The 21,404-nt window shown below is 73.7% G+C and carries 21 protein-coding genes; 13 read left to right on the plus strand and 8 right to left on the minus strand.

Annotated features, from left to right (window positions below; genetic code table 11):
- Window positions 1-22: 22 nt before the first annotated feature.
- The 3 genes from AB0K67_RS02405 to AB0K67_RS02415 are packed head-to-tail and all read right to left on the minus strand — an operon-like array spanning window position 23 to window position 3,913.
- The gene (locus AB0K67_RS02405; protein ID WP_364051563.1) at window positions 23-616 is read right to left on the minus strand and encodes an isoprenylcysteine carboxylmethyltransferase family protein; all 594 of its coding nucleotides are present in this window, start codon (window positions 614-616) and stop codon (window positions 23-25) included.
- Window positions 613-1,128, minus strand: a complete 516-nt coding sequence (locus AB0K67_RS02410; RefSeq protein ID WP_364051566.1) for a PadR family transcriptional regulator — start codon at window positions 1,126-1,128, stop codon at window positions 613-615. The genes AB0K67_RS02405 and AB0K67_RS02410 overlap by 4 nt, the downstream gene beginning before the upstream one ends.
- 37 nt (window positions 1,129-1,165) lie before the next feature.
- On the minus strand, window positions 1,166-3,913 hold the full coding sequence (locus tag AB0K67_RS02415) for an AAA family ATPase (protein ID WP_364051569.1): 2,748 nt from the start codon (window positions 3,911-3,913) through the stop codon (window positions 1,166-1,168).
- A gap of 67 nt (window positions 3,914-3,980) precedes the next feature.
- Between AB0K67_RS02415 and AB0K67_RS02420 the strand changes: the two genes are divergently transcribed.
- The 4 genes from AB0K67_RS02420 (at window position 3,981) to AB0K67_RS02435 (ending at window position 7,966) form a co-directional block, all read left to right on the plus strand.
- Window positions 3,981-5,219 carry a GNAT family N-acetyltransferase gene (locus tag AB0K67_RS02420; RefSeq protein ID WP_364051572.1) on the plus strand — a complete coding sequence of 413 codons (1,239 nt, stop codon included), beginning with the start codon at window positions 3,981-3,983 and terminating at the stop codon, window positions 5,217-5,219.
- Window positions 5,220-5,244: 25 nt separating this feature from the next.
- Window positions 5,245-6,180 carry an aminoglycoside phosphotransferase family protein gene (locus tag AB0K67_RS02425; protein ID WP_364051575.1) on the plus strand — a complete coding sequence of 312 codons (936 nt, stop codon included), beginning with the start codon at window positions 5,245-5,247 and terminating at the stop codon, window positions 6,178-6,180.
- Between the two features lie 17 nt (window positions 6,181-6,197).
- Window positions 6,198-7,187, plus strand: coding sequence for an aldo/keto reductase (locus tag AB0K67_RS02430; protein WP_364051578.1), 990 nt, complete (start codon window positions 6,198-6,200; stop codon window positions 7,185-7,187).
- A 332-nt stretch (window positions 7,188-7,519) separates the two neighbouring features.
- Complete coding sequence (locus AB0K67_RS02435; RefSeq protein ID WP_364057400.1) at window positions 7,520-7,966, plus strand: MFS transporter; 447 nt, start codon at window positions 7,520-7,522, stop codon at window positions 7,964-7,966.
- Between the two features lie 371 nt (window positions 7,967-8,337).
- On the opposite strand, the gene AB0K67_RS02440 is transcribed toward AB0K67_RS02435, so the two are convergent.
- Entirely contained in the window at window positions 8,338-8,874 is a 537-nt protein-coding gene (locus AB0K67_RS02440) for a GNAT family N-acetyltransferase (protein ID WP_364051581.1), read from the minus strand.
- A gap of 21 nt (window positions 8,875-8,895) precedes the next feature.
- The gene (locus tag AB0K67_RS02445; protein ID WP_364051584.1) at window positions 8,896-9,294 is read right to left on the minus strand and encodes a helix-turn-helix domain-containing protein; all 399 of its coding nucleotides are present in this window, start codon (window positions 9,292-9,294) and stop codon (window positions 8,896-8,898) included.
- Between the two features lie 101 nt (window positions 9,295-9,395).
- On the opposite strand from AB0K67_RS02445, the gene AB0K67_RS02450 reads away from it, so the two are divergent.
- Window positions 9,396-10,223: an alpha/beta hydrolase gene (locus AB0K67_RS02450; RefSeq protein ID WP_364051587.1), complete on the plus strand. Its 828-nt coding sequence runs from the start codon at window positions 9,396-9,398 to the stop codon at window positions 10,221-10,223.
- On the opposite strand, the gene AB0K67_RS02455 is transcribed toward AB0K67_RS02450, so the two are convergent.
- Window positions 10,210-10,926 carry an LLM class flavin-dependent oxidoreductase gene (locus AB0K67_RS02455; protein ID WP_364051590.1) on the minus strand — a complete coding sequence of 239 codons (717 nt, stop codon included), beginning with the start codon at window positions 10,924-10,926 and terminating at the stop codon, window positions 10,210-10,212. The genes AB0K67_RS02450 and AB0K67_RS02455 overlap by 14 nt on opposite strands.
- Between AB0K67_RS02455 and AB0K67_RS02460 the strand changes: the two genes are divergently transcribed.
- A complete protein-coding gene (locus AB0K67_RS02460; protein WP_364051593.1) occupies window positions 10,925-11,176 on the plus strand; it encodes a MarR family winged helix-turn-helix transcriptional regulator in 252 nt (83 codons plus the stop codon). The genes AB0K67_RS02455 and AB0K67_RS02460 overlap by 2 nt on opposite strands.
- A 179-nt stretch (window positions 11,177-11,355) precedes the next feature.
- Here AB0K67_RS02460 and AB0K67_RS02465 read toward each other — a convergent pair whose 3' ends face one another.
- Entirely contained in the window at window positions 11,356-12,300 is a 945-nt protein-coding gene (locus AB0K67_RS02465; protein WP_364051596.1) for a LacI family DNA-binding transcriptional regulator, read from the minus strand.
- A gap of 166 nt (window positions 12,301-12,466) precedes the next feature.
- Here AB0K67_RS02465 and AB0K67_RS02470 point away from each other — a divergent pair, with 166 nt between their 5' ends.
- The 7 genes from AB0K67_RS02470 to AB0K67_RS02500 all read left to right on the plus strand — a co-directional run bounded on the left by AB0K67_RS02470 (window position 12,467) and on the right by AB0K67_RS02500 (window position 19,298).
- A complete protein-coding gene (locus AB0K67_RS02470) occupies window positions 12,467-13,258 on the plus strand; it encodes an ABC transporter permease (RefSeq protein WP_364051599.1) in 792 nt (263 codons plus the stop codon).
- Window positions 13,255-14,046, plus strand: a complete 792-nt coding sequence (locus AB0K67_RS02475; protein WP_364051602.1) for an ABC transporter permease — start codon at window positions 13,255-13,257, stop codon at window positions 14,044-14,046. Before AB0K67_RS02470 ends, AB0K67_RS02475 begins: the two co-directional genes overlap by 4 nt.
- Complete coding sequence (locus tag AB0K67_RS02480) at window positions 14,043-15,020, plus strand: ABC transporter ATP-binding protein (protein WP_364051605.1); 978 nt, start codon at window positions 14,043-14,045, stop codon at window positions 15,018-15,020. The genes AB0K67_RS02475 and AB0K67_RS02480 overlap by 4 nt, the downstream gene beginning before the upstream one ends.
- A gap of 14 nt (window positions 15,021-15,034) precedes the next feature.
- A complete protein-coding gene (locus tag AB0K67_RS02485) occupies window positions 15,035-16,087 on the plus strand; it encodes an ABC transporter substrate-binding protein (RefSeq protein ID WP_364051608.1) in 1,053 nt (350 codons plus the stop codon).
- On the plus strand, window positions 16,084-17,157 hold the full coding sequence (locus AB0K67_RS02490) for a hypothetical protein (protein WP_364051611.1): 1,074 nt from the start codon (window positions 16,084-16,086) through the stop codon (window positions 17,155-17,157). The genes AB0K67_RS02485 and AB0K67_RS02490 overlap by 4 nt, the downstream gene beginning before the upstream one ends.
- Window positions 17,158-17,308: 151 nt before the next feature.
- Complete coding sequence (locus tag AB0K67_RS02495; protein WP_364051614.1) at window positions 17,309-18,274, plus strand: C40 family peptidase; 966 nt, start codon at window positions 17,309-17,311, stop codon at window positions 18,272-18,274.
- Window positions 18,275-18,470: 196 nt separating this feature from the next.
- A complete protein-coding gene (locus tag AB0K67_RS02500; protein WP_364051617.1) occupies window positions 18,471-19,298 on the plus strand; it encodes an N-acetylmuramoyl-L-alanine amidase in 828 nt (275 codons plus the stop codon).
- 38 nt (window positions 19,299-19,336) lie between these two features.
- Here the strand turns inward: AB0K67_RS02500 and AB0K67_RS02505 are convergent, their stop codons facing one another.
- Complete coding sequence (locus AB0K67_RS02505; RefSeq protein ID WP_364051620.1) at window positions 19,337-21,340, minus strand: hypothetical protein; 2,004 nt, start codon at window positions 21,338-21,340, stop codon at window positions 19,337-19,339.
- Window positions 21,341-21,404 lie beyond the last annotated feature (64 nt).

Consider the following 21,404-nt stretch of genomic DNA (forward strand, 5'->3'; position numbering starts at 1 on the left):
GCTCAGAGATACGCGATGAATTTCAGCCGCGCGGGCCGCCCGCCCTCCTGATGAACGGGATCAGCGCGCCCGTGACGGCCCGGTAGTCCGCGTACTCGGGGAGCCGCCGCTCCAGCATCCGCTCCTCGGCGGCGATACGCCGCCCGTACGTCCAGCCCAGAAGGGCGGCCACGGCCACGAGAGCGACGGCGCTGCCCGAGGTGAGCGCGAACCCCGCCCAGATGAGCAGCGAGCCCGCGTAGCCGGGATGCCGCACCAGCCGGTACGGCCCCGTCCGCACGAGCCGGTGCCCGTCGCCCTCGATGCGGAGGGTTCGGGAGTAGAAGCGGCCCAGCGTCCGCATCGACCATCCGCGCAGCGCCAGACCCGCCCCTTCGATCACCAGGCCGGCGGGGGCCACGGCCAGGGGCAGCGATCCGGCCGGCAGGAGGCGGAGCAGCGGCGGCAGGCAAGCGGCGACGGCGAAGGCCAGGCCGATCATGAGGGAGGTGCCGCGGTCGTCGGGCGAGGCGTCCATGCTCACGGCAGGCCCGTCGTGGCGGGCCAGCGCCTCCAGCAGGAAGAGCCCGGCAAGGCCCGCGTACCCGGCCAGGAACCACCACGTCCCCGTGCTCATGCGCCCTCCCCGGCTCGCGCGCGCAGCTCGCGCAGCCACTCCCGTTCCGACTCACCGCGGCGGATCATCTCGCGGGTGACCAGCGACCCCCACCGGTCGTCGCGCGCCCCCTCGTCCAGGGAGCGCAGGTGCGCCATCCTGGCCTCGACGGCCTTCTCCCTGGCGTCGAGCACGGCCAGCCGCTCCCCAGGCGCCAGCAGGTCGAAGTGGGCTACGCGACACAGGAACTCCGCCTCGTCCCCTGCGCTCTCGGGCGGCAGCTCGGCCAGCAGGTCGTGCAGCAGCTCGCGTCCTGCCTCGGTGATCTCGTACACGTGGCGCGGCGGGCGCTTCTCCTGGGCTTGCGCGGTCTTGACCACCGCGCCGGCCTCCTCCATGCGGCGCAGCGCCGGATACAGGGAGTTGTTGTGCAGCACGTAACCGGTGCCGGCCTCTACCTGCTTGCGCAGCTCGTAGCCGTGGGCCGGTCCTTGGGCGAGCTGCCGCAGGATCAACACGTCGATGTACGACACTCGTCCAGTGTGACATAGGTAAAGCTGGATGAACAGGTCAAGGGCCGGTCAGCCCCTCGCGGAAGGCGATGGCGGTCGCCTCCGTACGCGTCGCCGCGCCGAGCTTCGTCAGGATGTGGGAGACGTGCACGCCCGCCGTGCTCGGCGAGATGTGCAGGCGGGCGGCGATCTGCCGGTTGGACAGGCCCTCGGCGAGCAGCCTGAGCACGTCGCGCTCGCGCTCGGTCAGCCCCTCCTGCGCCGGCCGGGGCCGCCCGAGCAGGGCGATCTCCCTGGCCAGCGGCGCCGCGCCCAGGTCGTCGGCCAGCCGCGCCGCCTCCCGCAGCCGGGCCGTCGCGCCCTCGCGGTCGCCCGCCGCCAGCGCGACGCGGGCGCCGTGGTACAGGCACAGCGCCAGCTCGTACGGCTGGCGCAGCTCCCGCCATGCCTCGGCCGCCCGGTCATAGCCGTCGTCATCAAGCAGCGCGTGGAGCGTGACCTGCCAGGCCCGGTCGAGCCGCCCGTCCACGCCGAGCCGGGCGTCGGCGGCGGCGAGCTCGGCCTGGCGTTCGGCGACCCGCCGCCGCAGCGCCTCCCCCGTGCCGTGAGCGAGCCTGGCCCGCTGCACCAGCGCCCCCGCCACCAGCACCGGGCGGGCGTCGCTGCTGTAGACGCGGGTGAGGTCGGGGTCGGCGAGGGCCCGTTCCAGCAGCAGGTCGGCGCGCTCGAACGCGCCCTGGGCGGCGGCGAGCAGGCAGAGGAGCTGATGGCGGCCGTACGGGCTGCCGGGGCCCGCGTGCTCGACGGCGGACGCGGCTTCGGCCGCCGCGGCGAGGTCGCCGCGCAGCAGCGCCAGCCGTCCGGAGAGGATGAGCAGGGCCTGCCGCGACAGCGGCGGCGGATCCTCCTGGAGGCCGTCGCGCAGCAGCTCGGCCGCCTCATCCCACTGTCCCGCCAGGATCAGGCCGCGCCCTGCGTAGCGGGCGAGCTCCGCGCCCCGGCTGCGGCCGAGGCCGTAGCGGCGGGCGTGGCGCATGCCCTCGCGGGCGGCGGCGATGGCGCGCCGGTGGTCGCCGGCCCTGGTGTGCAGCAGCGCCTCGTACATCGGGACCGTCATGAGCAGGTCGTGGCCGTCGAGCCGGGCGGCCAGCGTACGCGCCTCCTCCAGCATGCCGAGGTCGCGCCGCATCAGGCCCACGCCGAGCAGGCCCCGCACCGTGACCAAGGGGTCGCCGGTGAGGCGGCCGATCCGCAGCGCCTCCTCGAACGGCTCGCGCGCCCTGTCCACCTCCGGCAGCAGCCCCATGGCCAGCACGCCGAGCAGTCGGCCCCGCTGCAGGCCGTCTCCGGCGGGCAGCAGCTCCAGGGCGTGCTCCCAGTCGGTGACGCCGGTCATGCTCAGCCGGTGCCGTAGCCTGCCCCGGTGCTCCAGCAGCAGGGCGGCGCGCTCCGGCTCGCGCCGCTCGTCCACCTCGGCCAGCCCCTCGGCGGCGAGGTCCACGCCCCGTGCGTAGTCGCCGCTGAGCATGCACGCCTCGGCGGCCTCGGTCAGCACGCCGATCCTGTCCACGCCGAGGTCCACGTCCGGGTCCCACAAGTTGAGCACCTGGCCGAGGAGGCGGGCCTGCTCCTCGTACGCGTACGTGCGGCGCGCCTGCCCCGCCGCCCGGTACGCCGCGGTCAGCGCCAGCCTGCGGTCCCCGGCGGCACTGGCGTGGGCGGCCAGCTCGGCATAGGCGCCGGAGCCGCGCAGGGCCTCGGCGTAGCGGGCGTGCAGGCGGGCCCGCTCGCCCGGCAGCAGGTCCTCGTACACCACGTGCCGGATCAGCGCGTGGCGGAAGTCGTAGCCGTCGCCCGATGTGACGAGCAGGCTGGCGTCGATCAGCTCGCGCAGCAGCGCGTCCAGCTCGGCGCCGTCCTGCCCGGCCACCTGCGCGAGCAGCCGGTGCCCGACCCTGCCGCCCGCCACGGAGGCGATGCGCAGCAGCTCGCGAGCCGGTCCCGGCAGCGCGCGCGGGCCGGACAGCAGCAGGCTGCGCAGGCTGTCGGGGGTGCGTTCGCCGGCGCGGGCCAGGGCCTCGACGAACAGCGGGTTGCCGTCGCTGCGCTCGTGGACCCGGCGTACGGCGGCGGCGTCCGGCTCGGTGCCGAGGATCGCGGCGAGCTGGCGGGCCACGCCCTGCCGGTCGAGGCGGTGCAGGCGGAGCAGGGTGGTGCGCGGGCGGCGGGACAGCTCCGACAGCAGCGGCCCGAGCCGCCCGTCGCCGGTCTCGGGGGGCCGGTAGGTGATCGTGAGCAGCACGCCGGGCTGGGCGAGGTTCCTGGCGAGGAAGCCGAGGAGTTCGCGGGTGGCGGCATCCGCCCAGTGCAGGTCCTCGACGGCGATGACCAGCGGGCGGTGCGCGGCGACCCGTTCGATCAGTGTCAGCGCCTCCTCGAAGAGCCGGTGCTTGCCACCCTCGGCGTCGCCCGCGTCGCCCAGCTCGGGGAACCAGCGGGCGAGCTGGCGGTAGGGGCCGGGCAGCGCGCCCTCGACGCGGATCAGCCTGCGCAGCACGGTGACGAACGGCGCGTACGGCAGGCTGTCGCTGCCCAGCTCCGTGCACGCGCCCTCGACCACCATCGCCCGATCGCCCAGGGATCCGGCGAACTCGGCGAGCAGCCGCGACTTGCCGATGCCGGCCTCGCCGGCCACCAGCGCCACCGCCGGCCCCTGCTCGATGGCCGTGCCGAGGGCCGCGGCCAGCTCGGACAGCTCTTCCGTCCGGCCGACGAACACCGGACTGACCACGCGCTCCGCCATCATCGCGCCAGCATATAAATACCGAAAAAACCTGATGCGCTATGGATCTTTATCCGGCCACGCTCGAAGCATGACAACCACCTATCCGCTGCGCACCATCGGAGCGGACGAGATCGACGCCTGGGCGCGCATGGTCACCACCACCTACGGCCAGGACTGGCGGCGCGAGGGCGGGCTGCGCAACGCCGCCCGCTCCCTCGACCCGGCGCGCACGCTGGCCGCCTGCGATGGCCCCGACATCGTCGGCGGGGCGTCCATCTACGGCCGCGTGATGACGGTGCCCGGCTGGACGGCGCCGGTGTCCGTGCCGGTAGCGGGCATCACGCTCGTCGCGGTCCTGCCCACCCACCGCCGGCGCGGGATCCTCACCGCGATGATGCGCAGGCAGCTCACCGACCTGTACGAGTCGGGCGGCGAGCCGTTCGCCGCGCTCAACGCCGCCCAGGCCACGATCTACGGCCGCTTCGGCTACGGCCTGGCCAGCCAGGTGGCCCTGATCAGGGGCGACAAGAGGTTCATGGGCCTGCGGCCCGGCACCGACGTCGGCGACGGCACGATCCGCCTGCTCGGCCGCCACGAGGCCAGGCCGCTGCTGGAGAAGGTCTACGACACCGCGCGCAGGAGCGGGGTCGGGTGGGTGGACCGCACCGACCGGTTCTGGGAGGCGCGCCTGGCCGAGGACGAGCGGGCCCGCGACGGCGGCACGGCGCTGCGCTTCGCCGTGCACACCGAGCGGGGCGGCGAGGTCACCGGCTACGCCCTCTACCGCTCCAAGCCGCCTCTTGTGCGGGTGATCGAGGTCGCGGCCACCACCAGGCAGGCGTACGCCGCCTTGTGGCGCTTCCTCATCGACCTCGACGCGCACAGCGAGCTGGCCTACGACGGGGCCGTGGACGAGCCGCTGATCCACCTGATGTCCGATCCGCGCGCGGCGCACGCCACCGTGATGGACAACCTGTGGGTGCGGCTCGCGGACGTGCCGCGGGCGCTGGCGGCACGCGGGTACGCGGCGCCGCTGGACGTGGTGCTGGAGGTGCAGGACGCCTTCTGCCCGTGGAACGCGGGCCGCTACCGCCTGACGGCCGGCGGCGAGTCGGTGTCCTGCGAGCGTACGCGGGCCCATCCCGACCTGCGGCTGACCGCCGCCGAGCTGGGCGCGGCCTACCTGGGCGGCACCACCTTGTCGTCGCTGGCAGCGGCGGGCCGCGTGGAGGAGCTGCGTCCCGGCGCGCTCGCCGCCGCCTCGCTCGCCTTCCGCGGCGAGCGCGCCCCTTTCCACCCCTCCGGCTGGGCGTTCCCGGCCTTCTGACCTGCGCTGATAAAAACGGAGTTTCATGCAGAACGCATCCGCCGTCTCCGCGCCTCGAGACGGGCGCGCGGGCATCACCGCCGACCTGGTAGGCCGGCTGATCGCCGCCCAGTTCCCTCAGTGGGCGGGCCTGCCGGTCGTCCCGGTGCCGGTGGACGGCCATGACAACCGTACGTACCGGCTGGGCGAGGACATGACGGTACGCCTGCCGACCGCCGCCGGTTACGCGCCCGCCGTGCGGAAGGAGAGCGTCTGGCTGCCGCGCCTGGCGCCGCACCTGCCGGTGGCCGTGCCGCCGATCCTGGCCACCGGCGAGCCCGGCGAGGGCTACGCGCATCCGTGGTCGGTGCGCGGCTGGCTGGAGGGCGAGACCGCGCACCCGTCGCGCATCGGCGACATGTCGGCGTTCGCCGTGCAGCTGGCCGAGTTCCTGCTGGCGCTGCAGCGCTGCGACTCCACGGGCGGTCCTGCGGCGGGCGAGCACAGCTTCTACCGGGGCGCCTCGCTGCGCCACTACGACGAGGAGACCCGCCGCTGCCTGGCCGCGCTGGAGGGCCGCGTCGATACGGATCTGGCCGCCGAGGTGTGGCGGGCGGCGCTGGCGGCGACCTGGACCGGGCGGCCCGTGTGGTTCCACGGCGACGTCGCCGCCGGGAACCTGCTGGTCGCCGGCGGCAGGCTGACGGCCGTGATCGACTTCGGCACCTCCGGGGTCGGCGACCCGGCCTGCGACCTGGTGATCGCCTGGACGATGTTCGAGGGCGCGTCCAGGGAGGCCTTCCGGGCGGCCGTGGGCGGCGACCCCGGCATGTGGGCGCGGGCGCGCGGGTGGGCGCTGTGGAAGGCCCTGCTGCTGCTGGCCTCGGCCATCGACTCCGACACTGACTCCGACCGGGTCAAGGCCGCCGAGCAGCGCCGCGTCATCACGCACGTCCTGTCCGACCATCTCGCGACCGCATGACGAGGGAGACACAGCCTATGCGCATGAATCGGCTCGGCCGCAGTATGGTCGGCGTCACCGAGCTGGGCTTCGGCGGCGGCCCGCTGGGCGGCCTGTTCGAACCGCTGGACGACGCCACCGCCGCCGGGGCGCTGAAGGCGGCCTGGGAGGCGGGCATCCGCTACTACGACACCTCACCCCACTACGGCATCGGGCACTCCGAGCGCCGCATCGGCGAGCTGCTGCGAGACAAGCCGCGGGCGGAGTTCACGCTCTCGACGAAGGTCGGGCGGCTGCTGGTGCCGCAGGATCCGCAAGGCCGGATGGACGAGGAGTTCGCCGTGCCGGCCACGCACCGGCGCGTCTGGGACTTCTCCCGCGACGGCGTCCTGCGCAGCGTCGAGGACTCGCTGGCCCGCATGGGCGTCGACCGGATCGACGTGCTGTTCCTCCACGACGCCGAGCAGCACTTCGAGGCCGCGCTGCGCGACGGCTATCCGGCGCTGGCCGAGCTGCGCGCGCAGGGCGTCGTCGGCGCGATCGGCGCGGGCATGTACGACTCCGCCAAGCTCACCCGCCTGGTCCGCGAGACCGACGCCGACGTGGTCATGCTGTCCGGCCGCTACACGCTGCTCAACCACGGCGCGCTCGACGACCTCATGCCCGCCTGCGCCGAGCGCGGCGTGTCGGTGCTGGCCGCGTCCGTCTTCAACTCCGGCCTGCTGGCCACGGAACGGCCCCGGGAAGGAGCCCGCTACGACTACGCGCCCGCCACCCCGTACGTGCTGGAGCGGGTGCACCGCATCGCGGACGTCTGCGCGGCCCACGGTGTGACGCTCCCCCAGGCGGCGATGGCCTTCCCGCTGCTGCACCCGGCCGTCGCGGGGGTCGTGGCCGGCATGCGCTCGGCCGAGGAGGTGCGGCGCAACGTCGCCGCGTTCTCGTCCCCCGTACCCGCGGCTTTGTGGTCCGATCTGCGCGAGGCGGGCCTGCTGGACGAACGCGCCCCTACCGGGCAGGCAGGATGAGGTATCTTCTCCCGGTCCCGCCCCGACCCGGCCGGCGCCCGTCCCGGCCAGGCCGCCCCCCCGCCCGCGAGGAAGCCGCCCCATGACCGCCATCGTCCCGCTGCGCAAGAACGTCCGCTTCCAGCTGCTGTGGGCCGGCAGCGCGGTCTCCGAGCTGGGCTCGGAGCTCACCAGGCTCGCGACGCCGCTGCTGGTGCTGGCGCTCACCGGCTCGCCGGGGCTGGCGGGCGTCGTCGCGGGGCCCGCACCGCCGCCAACCTCGCGCTGCAGATCCGGCCGGGGTCTGGGTCGATCGGTGGGATCGCCGCCGTACGCTCATCACCGCCCAGGGCCTGCAGGCCGTGGTCTCCGCGGTGCTGGCGGCGCTGGTGGTCACCGGCCAGGTGCGGGTCTGGCAGTTCATCGTGCTGGCGGTGCTGGACGGGTTGTGCGTGGCGTTCATCTCGCCCCTCACGACCACGGCGATCCGCGGCATCGTCCCGCCCGGGCAGCTGCACAGCGCGTACGCGCAGGAGGAGTCCCGCACCCACGCGGCCGGGCTCGTCGGGCCGCCGCCCGGCGGGCTGCTGTACGGCCTGGGGCGGGCGGTGCCGTTCGTGGTGGACGCGATCACGTACGTGGCCGCCACGCTCTTCTACGCCCTGGCGAAGGTGCCGCGCCGCCCCGCCGCTGAAGGCGCATCGGACGACAGCCGCGCGGAAGGAGACGGTGCGGCGCGCCGCTGTCGGGGCGCATCGGCAGGCTGCCGCCGCCCGGCAAGATCACGCTGGCCGTGGTGACGGTCTTCGGCACCGCGCTGGCGGCCACGGCGCTGCCCTTCGGGATGTGGTGGCCGATGCCGCCGCTGGTGTTCATCACGCTCTCCACGCCCTCGCTGAACGTGGTGGTGAGCGTGGTGATCGCCCGCATGGTGCCGGAGGCGACGCTCGGCCGGGTGGGCGCGGTGCTGAGCGTGAGCGGGTTCGCGCTCAAGCCGCTCGGGCCCGTGCTCGGCGGTGCGCTCGCCGCGGCGCTGGGCGGCGCGGCGACGCTCGTCGCGCTCGGCGGGCTGCTCCTGGTGACCGCCGCCGTCGCCGCGCTCAGCCCGGAGCTGCGCCGCTTCACCGGCGACCCCTCCCCCACCTCGCCTGAGCTGCTGGAGAGTCAGGGCTCAGACGGCGGGCCTGGCCGGGGGACGCTGTCCGAGCCACTGCTCGGCGCCCCAGGCGTGGAACCGTTCCACCTCGGCGAACCCGAGCCTGGCCGCGAGGCGCATGGACGCGGCGTTGGCGGTCTGGGTGGTGAGCACCACCGGCTCGCCGGGCAGGACGCGGCCGAGCCAGCCGAGCGCCGCCGCGCACGCCTCGGTGGCGTACCCGTGGCCCCAGGCCCGGGGCAGGAACAGGTAGCCGAGCTCGGCCTTGCCGACGGCGGCCGGGCGGCCGTGCTCGCCGGCGCGCTTGAACTCCACCAGCCCGATCATCTGCCCGCCGAGATCGACGGCGAAGGTGCCCGGCCGCCCCGGCACCTCCGGCAGCTCGCGTTCGAGCCGATCGCGGTCGCCGGGGCCGCCCAGGTAGGCGTGCACCTCCGGCGAGGACAGCAGCTCGACGAACGCCGCGCGATCGCGGGCCTCCGGTGCCCTGAGCAGGAGGCGCTCGGTCCTGACGGGATCGGGCGGCCAGGCGACGGAGTCGATCTCAACCATGGCGGGCAACCTACCGCACGCTCAGGTGGGGCCGATCTCGTCGGCGAGCCGGTTGTTGTGCTCGATCTGCGCCATGTGGGTCTCGGCCCACTGGCGGAGCGCGGCGAGCGGGCCTTCGAGCGACAGGCCGAGATCGGTGAGCCGGTAGTGGACGGCGGGCGGCACGGTCGGCTCGACGCGGCGCTCGGCCAGCCCGTCGCGCACCAGGCTCTGCAGGGTGACCGAGAGCATCTTCTGTGAGATGCCGGGAATGCGGCGCCGCAGCTCCGCGAACCGCAGCTCGTCCGGCGCCGCCTCGGCCAGCACTTTGACCGCCATCGAGGTCCACTTGGCGCCGACGCGGTCGAGCAGCTGCCGGGTCGGGCAGAGCGGGTCGAACAGGTCTCCCCGCCGGCCGCCCGCGCTCTCGGACCTGGTCACCTGGAGCTCACCACCTGAGAGAGAAGTGCCGTCTTGGGGAAACCAGCCTAGTTCCCTACTGTGACCTGGTCACCCTTTCTCACCACGCCTGGAGTGCTCCCATGCCCGAGCTGCGCCGCGTCCGCGTCAACGGCGTCGAGCTGAACGTCGCCATCGCCGGCTCCGGCCCCGCCGTCCTGCTGCTGCACGGCTTCCCGCACACGTGGCAGGTGTGGACGGACGTCATGGCCGACCTGTCGGCCCGCCACCAGGTGATCGCGCCGGACCTGCGCGGGTTCGGCGCGAGCAGCAGGCCCGCCACCGGGTACGATGCCGCCACCCTGGCCGATGACGCCGCCGCGCTGCTCACCGCGCTCGGCGTGTCCTCGGCCGCGGTGGCCGGCATCGACGCGGGCACCCCGCCCGCCTTCCTGCTCGCCGCCCGCCGTCCCGACCTCGTGCGGCGCCTGGTCGTCATGGAGTCGCTGCTCGGCCGGCTGCCCGGCGCCGAGGACTTCCTGGCCGGCGGGCCGCCGTGGTGGTTCGGCTTCCACGCGGTGCCCGGCCTGGCCGAGACCGTGCTGGAGGGCAACGAGGCCGCGTACGTCGACTGGTTCCTGGACGCCGGCACCCTCGGCGACGGGGTCACGCCCGCCATCAGGGACGCCTTCGTCCGCGCGTACACCGGTCGCGAGGCCCTGGCCTGCGCCTTCTCCTACTACCGGGCGCTGCCGCGGAGCGCGGCGCAGATCGAGCAGGCGGTGACCGCCCGGCTGACGGTGCCGACGCTGGCGATCGGCGCCAAACCCGTCGGCGCCGCCCTGGAGCGGCAGCTGCGCCCGTACGCCGGCGACCTGACCGGGCACGTCATCGAGGACTGCGGCCACATCATCCCGCTGCACAGGCCGCGCGCCCTGCTCGCGCTGCTGCGCCCGTTCATCGCGGAGTGACCACGCGCTCCTTGGCCACGAGCTCGCGTACGGCGGGCGCCGTCTCCTCCCCGAACCGCCTGATCCGCGCCGGATCCATGGTGAGGAGCGTGAAGACGCTGGTGCCGTAGGTCAGCGCCAGCTCGGCCAGCTGCTCGGCGGGCGGTTCTTCGGCCAGGTTGAGCAGCCGCCTGATGCCGGCGGGCCGGCGACCGGCGCGTTCTGCGGCCTCGTCGATGACGGCGTTGCCGCGTTCCAGGGCCTCGAGCTCCTCCAGGCGGGGCAGCGAGGGCAGCCAGCCGTCGGCGGCGCGGCCGATGAGCTCCAGCATGCGCGGCCGGTAGCCGCCCACCCAGATGGCGACGTCGTGGGCGGGACGCGGCCCGCGCGCCATGCCGTCGATCGAGTGATGCTCACCGTGGAAGATCACCTCGCCGGGCGGGTCCCACGCGGCCCGGGTGATCGCGATGGCCTCCTCCAGGGCGGCGACCGCCTGGCCGGGGGTGCGGCGCGGCCCGCCCATGCTCGCGATCGCGTCCCAGAACCCGCCCGCGCCGAGCGCCAGCTCGAAGCGCCCGCCGCTGAGCAGGTCGAGGCTGGTCGCGCTCTGCGCGAGCATGGCGGGCGCCACTACGGTGTCCGGGTGCTCGCTCGACGGGATGAGGTTGGCGCCGAACAGCAGCTCGTGCCCGTAGTCAGTCATGGGGTTGGAGAGATGCAGCATGACGGGGCTGGTCGACCGGGCCGAGAAGCGCGGCGTGGTGGCCAGGGTGCGCGACCAGCGCGACCGCCGCGCGGCCCGCATCGAGCTGACCGAGCAGGGCAGAGAGATCGCGTACGCGGCCCACCGCAAGGTCACCGAGCACGTCGAGCGGCTCATCGGCGACATCGACCCCGGCGACCGTGAGCGCCTGGAGCGCCTGGTGACGGGCATCATCACCGCCCCTCGCCCCGTCCCTGCCGCCCGCGCATGACCCCGGCCGTCACGGACGGCGGCGCGGGCGACCTGATCGCGGCGGCCGGCCAGGAGACCCACACGGCCCTGCTGGACCTCGCCGGGATGAGGTCAGGTCAGCGGTAGCCGCTGCGGGCAGCGCGGCCCGCAGCGGCCCCGGCGATCAAGCGCAGGCCGGCAACGTCTGCGGCATCCGCATCAGCTGAGCGGGACGTCGAGGCGCTGGCGGGTGGGCTCGGGGGCCTCCTTGCGCTCACCGAGGAGCGTCATGAGCTGATCCATGGCGACCTGCCCCAGTTTCTCGCCGTCCACGTCGATCGAGGGCACGTCGTGCAGGCCGAGGCTGTCGACGACCATGCGCTCGGAGCTGACCACGACGTCGTCGACGCCGCGCCGCATGAGGGCGAACATCAGGCCGAGCCCGATGGAGGTGGCGTAGGGGACGACGGCGGTGGCGCGGGCGGCCACCACGTCGTCGGCCGCCGCCACCCCCGAGGCGAACGTCGAGGGGTAGGGACCGAGCATGGTCAGCGTCACCCCGCCCTCCTCGGCGGCGGCGCGGATGGCGGCCTGACGCTGGCGGTCCTGCCAGGATCCCGCGGGTCCGCCGACGTAGACGATGCGCTCGTGCCCCTTGTCGGCGAACCAGCCGACGAGCGCGCCGAACGCGGTGGCGGTGTCGGCGACCGTCGAGGGCATGCCGTCGATCTCGCGGTCGATGAGCACGGTGGGCTTGTACGCCGCCGCCGCGCGGATGATCTCGTCGGACCCCCGTGGCGCGGTGAGCAGGAAGCCGTCCACCTGGTGGGCGAGCTGCTCGACGGCGGCGAGCTGGGAGGTGTGCTCCAGCGAGTGCACCGCGACGGTGAGCTGCATGCCCGACTCCGCGGCGCGCGCCTGGGCGCCGCCGATGATCGGGGTGAAGAAGGTGTTGTCGAGCGTGGGCACCACGATGGCGACCACGCCGGTCCTGCCTCGCGCGAGCTGGGTGGCCGCCCGGTTGGGCACGAATCCCAGCTGTTCGGCCGCCGCGCGCACGCGGGCGACGGTCTCCGGGGCGGCCAGGTCGGGCCGGCCCAGAGCGCGGGAGGCCGTCGCCTTCGATACCCCCGCCAGTACGGCGACGTCCGCCAGTGTCGGCAATGATCCTCCTTGACCAGTTAACACGGATTTAACGCAGTGGTTTGTGCGCGAGGCGGCTCGTCCTCTATGGTCAGGCTCATGCAACCGGTTCCGTAACCGGTTCCAGTGACAGCGTACGCCACCGAGAAAGGACGCCGACATCTCTCGCACATCGGCCCTTCTACTGGTGCCAGGGCTCGTCCTTCTCCTCGCGGGTTTCCTCGTCCCCTCGGTCGCGATGCTCTTCGCGCCGCCGGACGTCTCGACCAGTGAGATCTTCGCGCGCCTGGGCGAGATGCTCAAGGACCCCTACGACCTCGAGGTCATCGGGCGCACGGTAGGGCTGGCCCTGGTGGTCACGGTCATCTGCGTCTTCCTCGGGTTCCCCATCGCGTACTGGCTGGCGCGCTCGCGCTCCCGCTGGAGCGGCGTGCTGCTGGCGGTGGCGATCTTCCCGCTGATGCTGAGCAACGTGGTGCGGACGTTCGGCTGGCTGGTGATCCTCGGCTCCAAGGGCGCGCTCGGGCAGCTCCTCGTCTCGCTGGGCCTGGTGGAGACGGCGCCGCAGCTGCTCTACACCAAGGTGGCGATCGTCCTCGGGCTCACCCAGCTGTTCCTGCCGCTGGCGATCATCTCGTGCTACTCGGCCGTCGCCCAGGTCGATCCCGGTCTCGACGACGCCTCGCGCGGGCTGGGCGCGGGCCGCATCCGCACGCTGTGGAACATCGTCATCCCGCTGACCATGCCGGGCATCGTGGTGGCCGCCACGCTGGTCTTCGCCGGGTCCGTCACCGCCTACACCACGCCGTACCTGCTCGGCGGGTCCAGCCAGCGGATGCTGTCCACGCAGCTGTTCACGTACGCGAGCACCACCGTCGACTGGGCGTCGGCCTCGGCGACGGCGCTCATCATGACGGTGCTGGTCTTCCTGGTCTCGGGGCTGTCGTCGCTGATGGGACGCAAGGGGGCCACCTCGTGAAGCGGCCCATCACGGCGGCGCTGGCGGTCGTCGGCTACGTCATCATGATCGTGCCGATCATCTTCGTGGTGTCCACCGCGTTCACCTCGGGCAGCGTGCTGCGCTTCCCGCCGGACGGGTTCTCGCTGCGCTGGTTCGGCGAGGCGCTGGGCTACGAGCCGTTCATGGAGGCCGCGCTGTCCAGCCTCCAGCTCGCCGTGCTCGCCACGCTGCTCGCGCTGCTGGTCGGCGTGCCGGTCACGCTCGCCATCCACCGGGGCAGGCTGCCCGGCAAGGGGCTCGTCGAGGGGTTGTTCCTGTCGCCGCTCATCGTGCCCGAGCTGGTCGTCGGGCTCGCGCTCTACCAGCAGCTCATGGTGGGGCTGGGCCTGGACAACTTCAGCACCCTGCTCGCCGGGCACACCGCGCTGATGCTGCCGTACGCGGTGCGCGTCACCGGCGCGTCGCTGGCGCTGGCCGACCCCGCGCTGGAGGAGGCCGCCCGAGGGCTCGGGGCCTCGCCGCTGCGCGCGTTCTTCGGCGTCACGCTGCCCATGCTGCGCCCGGGGATCTTCTCGGCCGGGCTGCTCAGCCTGGTCACGTCCTTCAACAACGTGCCGCTGTCGCTGCTGCTGCAGGGGCGCGACTTCCGCACGCTGCCGGTGACGATGCTCGACTACGTGCAGCAGTCCTACGACCCGATGGTGGCCGCCGCCTCCACCCTCATCCTGGCCGCCACCGTCGTCATCGCGATGGTCGCCGAGCGCACCGTCGGGTTCGCCAAGATCTTCGGAGGGATCGACCCATGACCGCCGCCGCCGAGCTGATCGCCGTCACCAAGACGTTCGGCGCCTTCACCGCCGTGGACGCGATCGACCTGGCCGTGCCGGCCGGGAGGCTCACGACGCTGCTCGGCCCCAGCGGCTGCGGCAAGACCACCACCCTGCGGATGATCGCCGGCTACGCCGAGCCGACCTCCGGGACGATCCGCATCGGCGGCGTGGACAGCACCCGCACCCCGCCGGAGAAGCGGAACCTCGGCATGGTCTTCCAGTCGTACGCGCTGTTCCCGCACATGACGGTGGCCGACAACGTCGGGTACGGGCTCAAGCTGCGCAAGGTGCCGGCCGCCGAGCGGCGGGCCCGCGTCATGGAGGTCCTGGAGCTGGTCGGGCTGGCGCACCTGGCGGACCGCAAGCCGAAGAAGCTCTCCGGCGGCCAGCAGCAGCGGGTGGCCCTCGCCCGCGCGATCGCGATCAGGCCGAAGCTGCTGCTGCTCGACGAGCCGCTGTCGAACCTCGACGCCCGCCTGCGGGTGCAGATGCGGGCCGAGATCCGGCGCATCCAGGCCGAGACCGGGCTGACCGTCATCCTCGTCACCCACGACCAGGACGAGGCGCTGGAGATGTCCGACCACATGGTCATCATGAACGAGGGCAGGATCGTCCAGCAGGGCTCGCCCCAGGAGATCTTCCCCCGGCCCGCCGACCGTTTCGTCGCCGAGTTCCTCGGCTACGAGAACTTCCTCACCGCCGCCGACGGCACCCTGATGACCATCAGGCCCGAGCACCTGCGCATCGCCGAGAAGGGCCAGGGCCTGGACGCCACGGTGGCCGACGTCGCCTTCCGCGGCGTCGATCTGCTGGTCTCGCTCGACGTGGTGGACCCGTCGGGCGCGACCGTCAGGCTGCTCGCCGACGTACGCGGCGGCGACGCCCCGGCTCCCGGATCGAGCGTCTCGGTGATCACGCCGGACGACCGGCTGGTCCCACTTCCCCGCTGAAAGAAGGAACACCCATGCCCACGCGCCGTGCCGTACTGGCCGTTGCCCTGTCGCTGCTCGCCGCGGCCGGATGCTCAGGATCGAGCTCCGGCGGCGAGCAGGCCGAGCAGAACACCATCGTGGTCAGCACCTTCCCCTTCGGGGTGAAGGAGTTCGAGCAGGCGGTCGTCGACCCGTTCACGAAGAAGACCGGGATCAAGGTGGAGCTGGACACCGGCTCCAACGCCGACCGGCTGTCGAAGCTCAAGCTCACCAAGGGCAGGCCGGAGGCGGACGTGGTGCTGATCTCCGACTACTTCGCCGCGCTCGGGCAGAAGGACGGCCTGTTCGAGAAGGTGGACGTGCCCGCCATGAAGGAGCTGGCACCGTTCGCGACCGAGGGCGCCTACGAGGGGCCCGCCTACACCCACCAGCTCAACGGGATCATCTACAACACCGAGAAGCTGTCGAAGGATCAGGCGGCCGACTGGAAGCTGTTCGGCGACGCGGCGTACGCCAAGAAGGTGGCGCTGCCCGACATCTCGGTGACCGCGGGGCAGCTCATGATCTCCGGGGTGGGCGAGGCGTACGGCAAGGGCCCGTACGACATCGACACCTCGCTGCGCACGCTGTCCGGCTGGGCGCCGAACGTACTGCAGTTCTACAGCTCCACCACCGAGGTCACCAACCTGCTGTCACAGGGCGAGATCGTCGCCGCCGACGCGCTCAGCGGGTTCGCCACCCAGCTCGTCACCTCGGGCGAGCCGATCGCCTGGACCGCCCCCGCCAAGGGCCGCTACATGGCCACCAACCGGGCCATGATCCCCAAGGGCGCGCGCAACCAGGAGGGCGCGAAGAAGTTCATCGACTACCTGCTGTCGGCGGAGGCGCAGAGCGCCACAGCGAAGATCGTCGGTGACCTGCCGGTGAACCCGAAGGCCGACATCCCGCCCGAGATCGCCAAGGTGACCGGCGAGGCGGCCAAGGACCCGGTCGCCGCCGGCTACAAGACGCTCGATCCGGCCCAGCTCGTGGACACCCGCGACGAGTGGGTCAAGCGCTTCACCCGCGAGGTGGCCGGCAAGTGAACCTCGCAGCGCTGCCCAAGGTCGATCTGCACTGCCACCTGATCGGCACCGTGCGCGCCTCCACCTTCGCCGAGCTGGCGCGCAGGGAGAAGCTCGATCTGCCGGACCCGCCGGAGCGCATCTACGCCCAGGTCAACTCGCTGCCGCCGGACCCGAAGCTCTACCTGGACACCCGCATCCCGGTGCCGCAGGGCAGGAGCGCCGACGAGCCCGAGGTATCGTACTCGCTGTTTCAGGTGTCGTCGTGGGTGCTGCAGACGCTGCGCGACGCCGACGATCTCACCAGGATCACCTACGAGGCGTTCGAAGCCGCCCACCGCACCAGCAACACCCTGCACCTGGAGCTGTCGTTCGACGCGCTCACCGAGCACCAGCGCAAGCTCGGCTACGCGACCGTCGTCGAGGCGTACGCCGAGGGCATCAGGATGGCCGAGCGCGACTTCGGCATGACCGGCCGGCTGATCGCGGCGGTGGACCGGAGCAGGAGCGGCGAGGAGGCGCTGGAGTGGGTGCGCACGGTGGTGGAGCACCCGCACGAGTACGTCGCCGGGATCGGCCTGGACAACCTGGAGACGGCGGGGCCGCCCGAGCGGTTCGCGGCGGCGTTCCGGCTGGCCGGCGAGGCGGGGCTGCGCCGTACCGCGCACTCCTCCGAGCACGCGCCCGTCGCCGTCAACACGGTCACCTGCCTGGACGTGCTCGGCTGCGACCGGATCGACCACGGCTACTTCGTCCTGGAGGACGACGAGGTGGTGGCCAGGGTCAGGGACGAGCAGGTGCCGTTCACGGTCATCTCGACCACGTCGCGGCGGTCGTGGCGGCCGTGGCGGCGGGCCTCGATCGCGGCGATGATCGAGGCCGGGCTGAACGTCATCCCCGCATCCGACGACCCGGGCATGTTCCCGACGTCGCTGGCCGAGGAGTACCGCATCCTGTCCGAAGACCTCGGCGTGCCGGACGAGCGGCTGCGGGCGATGGCGCTGGCCGGGGTGGAGGCCTGCTGGCTGCCCGAGCCCGAGAAGGCCGCGCTGCGCCGCCGCTTCGAAACCGAACTCGCCGCCGCCGGGTAAGCCCCCGGACGCGCGCCGCCCGCCCGGGCGGAACCCGGGCGGGCGGCGCGGCTCACGCACCGGAACCGCCCGCATCTGGCCCCGCGCCGATCGGTGAACCGGCCGGCACGGCCGCTGCGTACCTCGTCGTGATGACCGAGGAGGCGCGGACGTGAAGGTACGGGCGGCGATGGTGTCGGCGGCGCTGTGCGCGGGAGCCCTGGCGTCACCCGCACCCGCCATGGCCGACCCGTCGCCGGCCCAGGTCAGGGCGCGGCTGGTCAAGCTCAACGAGAAGGCGGACCAGCTCGTCGAGCGCTACAACCGGGCGACCGAGGCCTACCGGAAGGCCCGCGAGCGCTACCGGGCGCTCGACGCCGAGGCGGCGCGGGACGACGCGCGGGCCGAGGAGCTGCGCGCACAGCTCGCCGAGCTGGCGGCGCGCGACTACCGGCTCGGCTCGCCGCTCGGCTGGCAGCGCTTCGTCGGCAGGGGCGATCCCGAGTCCGTGCTCGGCGGCATGGCCGCTCTGGAGGCGCTCGCCCGCGACCGCGCCGCCCGGCTGCGGGCGTTCGAGGCGGCCACCGCGCGGCTGCGGGACAAGCGCGACCGGGCCAAGGACGTGCTGGCCGAGGCCGAGAAGGCGCGCGAGGCGGTACGCCGCGAGCAGGCCGAGGTGGACAAGCTCGTCGACCAGCAGACCGCGCTGCTGCGGCGGCTCGGGGCGTTCAAGACGGGCGATCCCCGCAGCACGGGCCGCCCGTACACCGGTCCCGCGTCGGGCAACGCGCGGCGGGCGCTGGAGTTCGCGTTCGCGCAGATCGGCAAGCCCTACCGGTACGGCGGCACCGGGCCGGGCTCGTGGGACTGCTCGGGTCTGGTGCAGGCGGCCTGGCGGGCGGCGGGGGTGAAGCTGCCGCGCACCACGTACACGCAGTGGGCCTGGGGCGCCGCCCGGCGGGTCCCGCTGTCGGCGGCGCAGCCCGGCGACCTGCTGTTCAGCAGAGGGCTCGGGCACATGGGCATGTACGTCGGCGACGGGAAGATGATCCACGCCCCGCAGACCGGCGACGTCGTCAAGGTCGTCACGCTCGACGCGTACTGGCGTAGCCGCCTCGTCGGCGCCGTACGCCCCTGACCTCGCTCGCTGTGATTTCCGCGAATCTTCCGGTCGCGCTCGGGTACGGCATGCTAATGATCTGTAGGCGCCCGCCACGACGGCGAGGCCCGCGGACGCCCGTCCCCCGCGGCGTCCGCGCACCGCGATGACGCGGTCTTCTCCCCCATCCACCGAAGGGTGTGAGCATCATCGAGACGCACGACGGAGGTCCTCGATGCCTTTCCTGACCCGGCTCGCCGACGTCGCCCGGCGCACCGGCTACCCGGTGACCGAGGTGTCCGGATGGCGTGAGCGCGGTCACGGCCCGCAGCCGGAGGTGCAAGGCATCGTCTGCCACCACACCGCGGGGCCCGCAGGCGGCGGCGACTATCCCTCGCTCGCCGTCGTACGCGACGGCCGTCCCGGGCTCGACGGGCCGCTGTCGCACTTCGGGCTCGGCCGCTCCGGTCACATCTACGTGATCGCGGCCGGCCGGTGCTGGCACAACGCGCCGTCCACGTCGGACTTCCACACCAACTCCCGCTCGCTGGGCATCGAGGCCGAGAACGACGGCTCGCAGCCGTGGCCGGCCGAGCAGCTGGACGCGTACCGGAAGCTGTGCGCGGAGCTCTGCCGCGAGTTCGGGCTGCCCGCCTCGCGCGTCAAGGCGCACCGCGAGGTCAACACCTCCAAGCCCGATCCTCATTCGATCGACATGGACGACTTCAGGGCGGCCGTCGCCGCCCTCGTCGACGGTCAGCCCGCCCCGGGAGGCGGCGGGGCGGGGCCGTCCTGGACGGAGGACATCGTGAAGCAACTGCCGCTGATCCGGCGCGGCGACGACAACTTCGACGTCAAGACCGTCAGGGGGTGCCTGTTCGCGCGCGGGCGCGTCCCCCGGGCCGCGTACGCCGAGGTCGCCGACGGGCTGGAGGGCTGGCTGAACTCCACCGTCTATGACGATCAGCTCGTGGAGCTCGTCCGCGAGTTCCAGCGGTCCGAGGGCCTCGACGCCGACGGTGAGGTGGGGCCGCAGACCTGGCCGCCGCTGCTGCGTCTCTGACCGGCACCGTCTCGCCCGCGCCGTCCCGCGACCGGTGCTCAGCGGCCGAGCAGGGTCGCCACCATGACGCGGCTGCCCTCGCGGCCCTGGTGGGCCTGCCAGGCGAGCACCGGCCGTCCCTCGCCGTCCAGCGTCATCGCCACGTGGCCGCCCGTGCCCGTCAGCCTGGTCACGGCGACCGTGGCGCAGCGCACGCCGGCGCATGAGGCCAGCGCGAGCCGGTCGCGCTCCACGTCTCGGTAGGCGAGCAGGGCCCGGCCCGCCTGGTCCAGCACCAGCACGGGCGGGCCGCTGGTGGCCTCGGCCAGCCGCACGGTGCCGCCGTCCGCGCAGTCGGGCGTGCGGCAGTCGAGCAGCGTGAGCGCGCCGTCCCCGCCCGCCTGGTACGCGATCACCGGCCGCCCGTCCTCGCGCATCGCCAGCGTGAGAGCGGACCCGGCCAGGCTCCGGAGGACGTCCCGTTCCATGGCCGCCGAGCCGGGCACGGGCGTGCGCACCGTGGCCCGCGCGCAGGCCGCGTCCTGGCAGGAGACGACGTGCACCGCGCCCGTCGTGGCGTCGAGCTGGGCGGCGACCGGCCGGCCGTCGGGAGCGACGCCGAGCGCGAACCCCTCCTCCTTGTGCAGGTACGACGGCAGCTTCAGCACCGCCGCCTGCCGGGTGACCGGCGTGGTGCAGGCCGGGTCGGCGCAGAAGCTGAACGCCACCGTCTGCTCCCCCGGCCGGGCCGCGTCCGGCTCGCCGGCGTGCGCCAGCACCAGCCCGCCGCCGGGACGGGCGGCCGCCGCGAGCGCGAGCTCGTGCGGCACCGACGGCAACCGCCCGGTGCTCCGTTCCGGCGCGGTGCAGCTCCTCGCGTCGCACAGCAGCACCTCGACCTGGGTGGGACCGCCGATGCCGCTGCCGGCCCAGGCCGCCACGAGCAGCCGGCCGTCGGGCATGGGGGCCGTGGTCAGGCTTCCCCAGCGGTCGGAGCCTTCGGGGCCGGCGTACACCGTGACGGTGTCGGTGCAGGCGGTGTCCGTGCAGGCCACCAGCGCCGGCGGGGTGGCCGCCTTGTCCAGGAGCAGCAGCAGGCGGCCGTCGCCGGTCAGGTGCGCCACGAGCGGTTCTGCGCCGCTGTCGGTCAGGGCGGTGACGGGCCGCTGGTGGAGCCGGGGCCGGTCGAGCAGGTTGGCGGTCGCGGTCATCGTGTACAGGACGGCCGGCAGCAGGACGGCCGCGAGCAGCCTGTACGGCCACGACCCCGCGCGCGGCGCGACGTCCGCACGGGAGGAGATCTCCTGGAGGACGGCGGTCTCCGGGAAGACGGCGGAGTCCTGCGGCCCGGCGTGCCGCCGGGCCAGGCGTTGCAGGTAGGCGCGGGTCACGACGCTCGCCTGGAACGGCACCACGGTCGCGGCGAGCGCGGCGGCCAGCGTGATCGCCAGCGGAGCGGGGACGGCTCCCAGGGCCCATATCGCGCCCCAGACGGCCAGGCCCGGCACGAGCACCGCCCCGGTCAGCAGCGCGATCAAATCCGGCCAGGTGCCCTCGACGGCCAGCGCGTACGCCCGGCCGATCGCTTGGAACGGCTTGTGCCGTTCCAGGATCAGCACCGGCACGGCCAGCACGACCGGCGTGACGGCCGGCGCGAGCCCGGCCACCGTGAGCCAGGTGAGCAGGCTCCAGCCGGCGGCCGCCTGCACGCCTGCCCCGGCCCCTGCCACCGCCGCCGCGCCGAGCAGCGCGATCACGGTGACCGCGAGCAGCCCGCGCCGGCGGCGCACCGCCATCCCGAGCGCCGCCGCCGGCTCGGCGTGCCGTCCCGTCTGGCGGGCGGCGGCCAGGAGCGTCGTGGCGCCCGACACCACCGCGTACGCCGCCACCGCCGCAACCCCGACGACCGCCGTCCAGCCGGTCTGCCACGGCCCGGGATCCTCGGCGAACACCAGCTCACCGTTGACCAGCGCAAGCGACCCCACCATGGGCAGGGCGGCCAGCGCGGCGAACCACGCCAGCGGCGCGAACACCACCAGGCTGGGCAGCGCCAGCCGCCCCACATCGACCCCTGCCGCCCGGGAAGCGGGCCACAACACCCCGCCCCGCCGCAACCGCGCCACACGT

Source organism: Nonomuraea sp. NPDC052634, from assembly GCF_040678535.1.
Classification (GTDB): Bacteria; Actinomycetota; Actinomycetes; order Streptosporangiales; family Streptosporangiaceae; genus Nonomuraea; species Nonomuraea fastidiosa.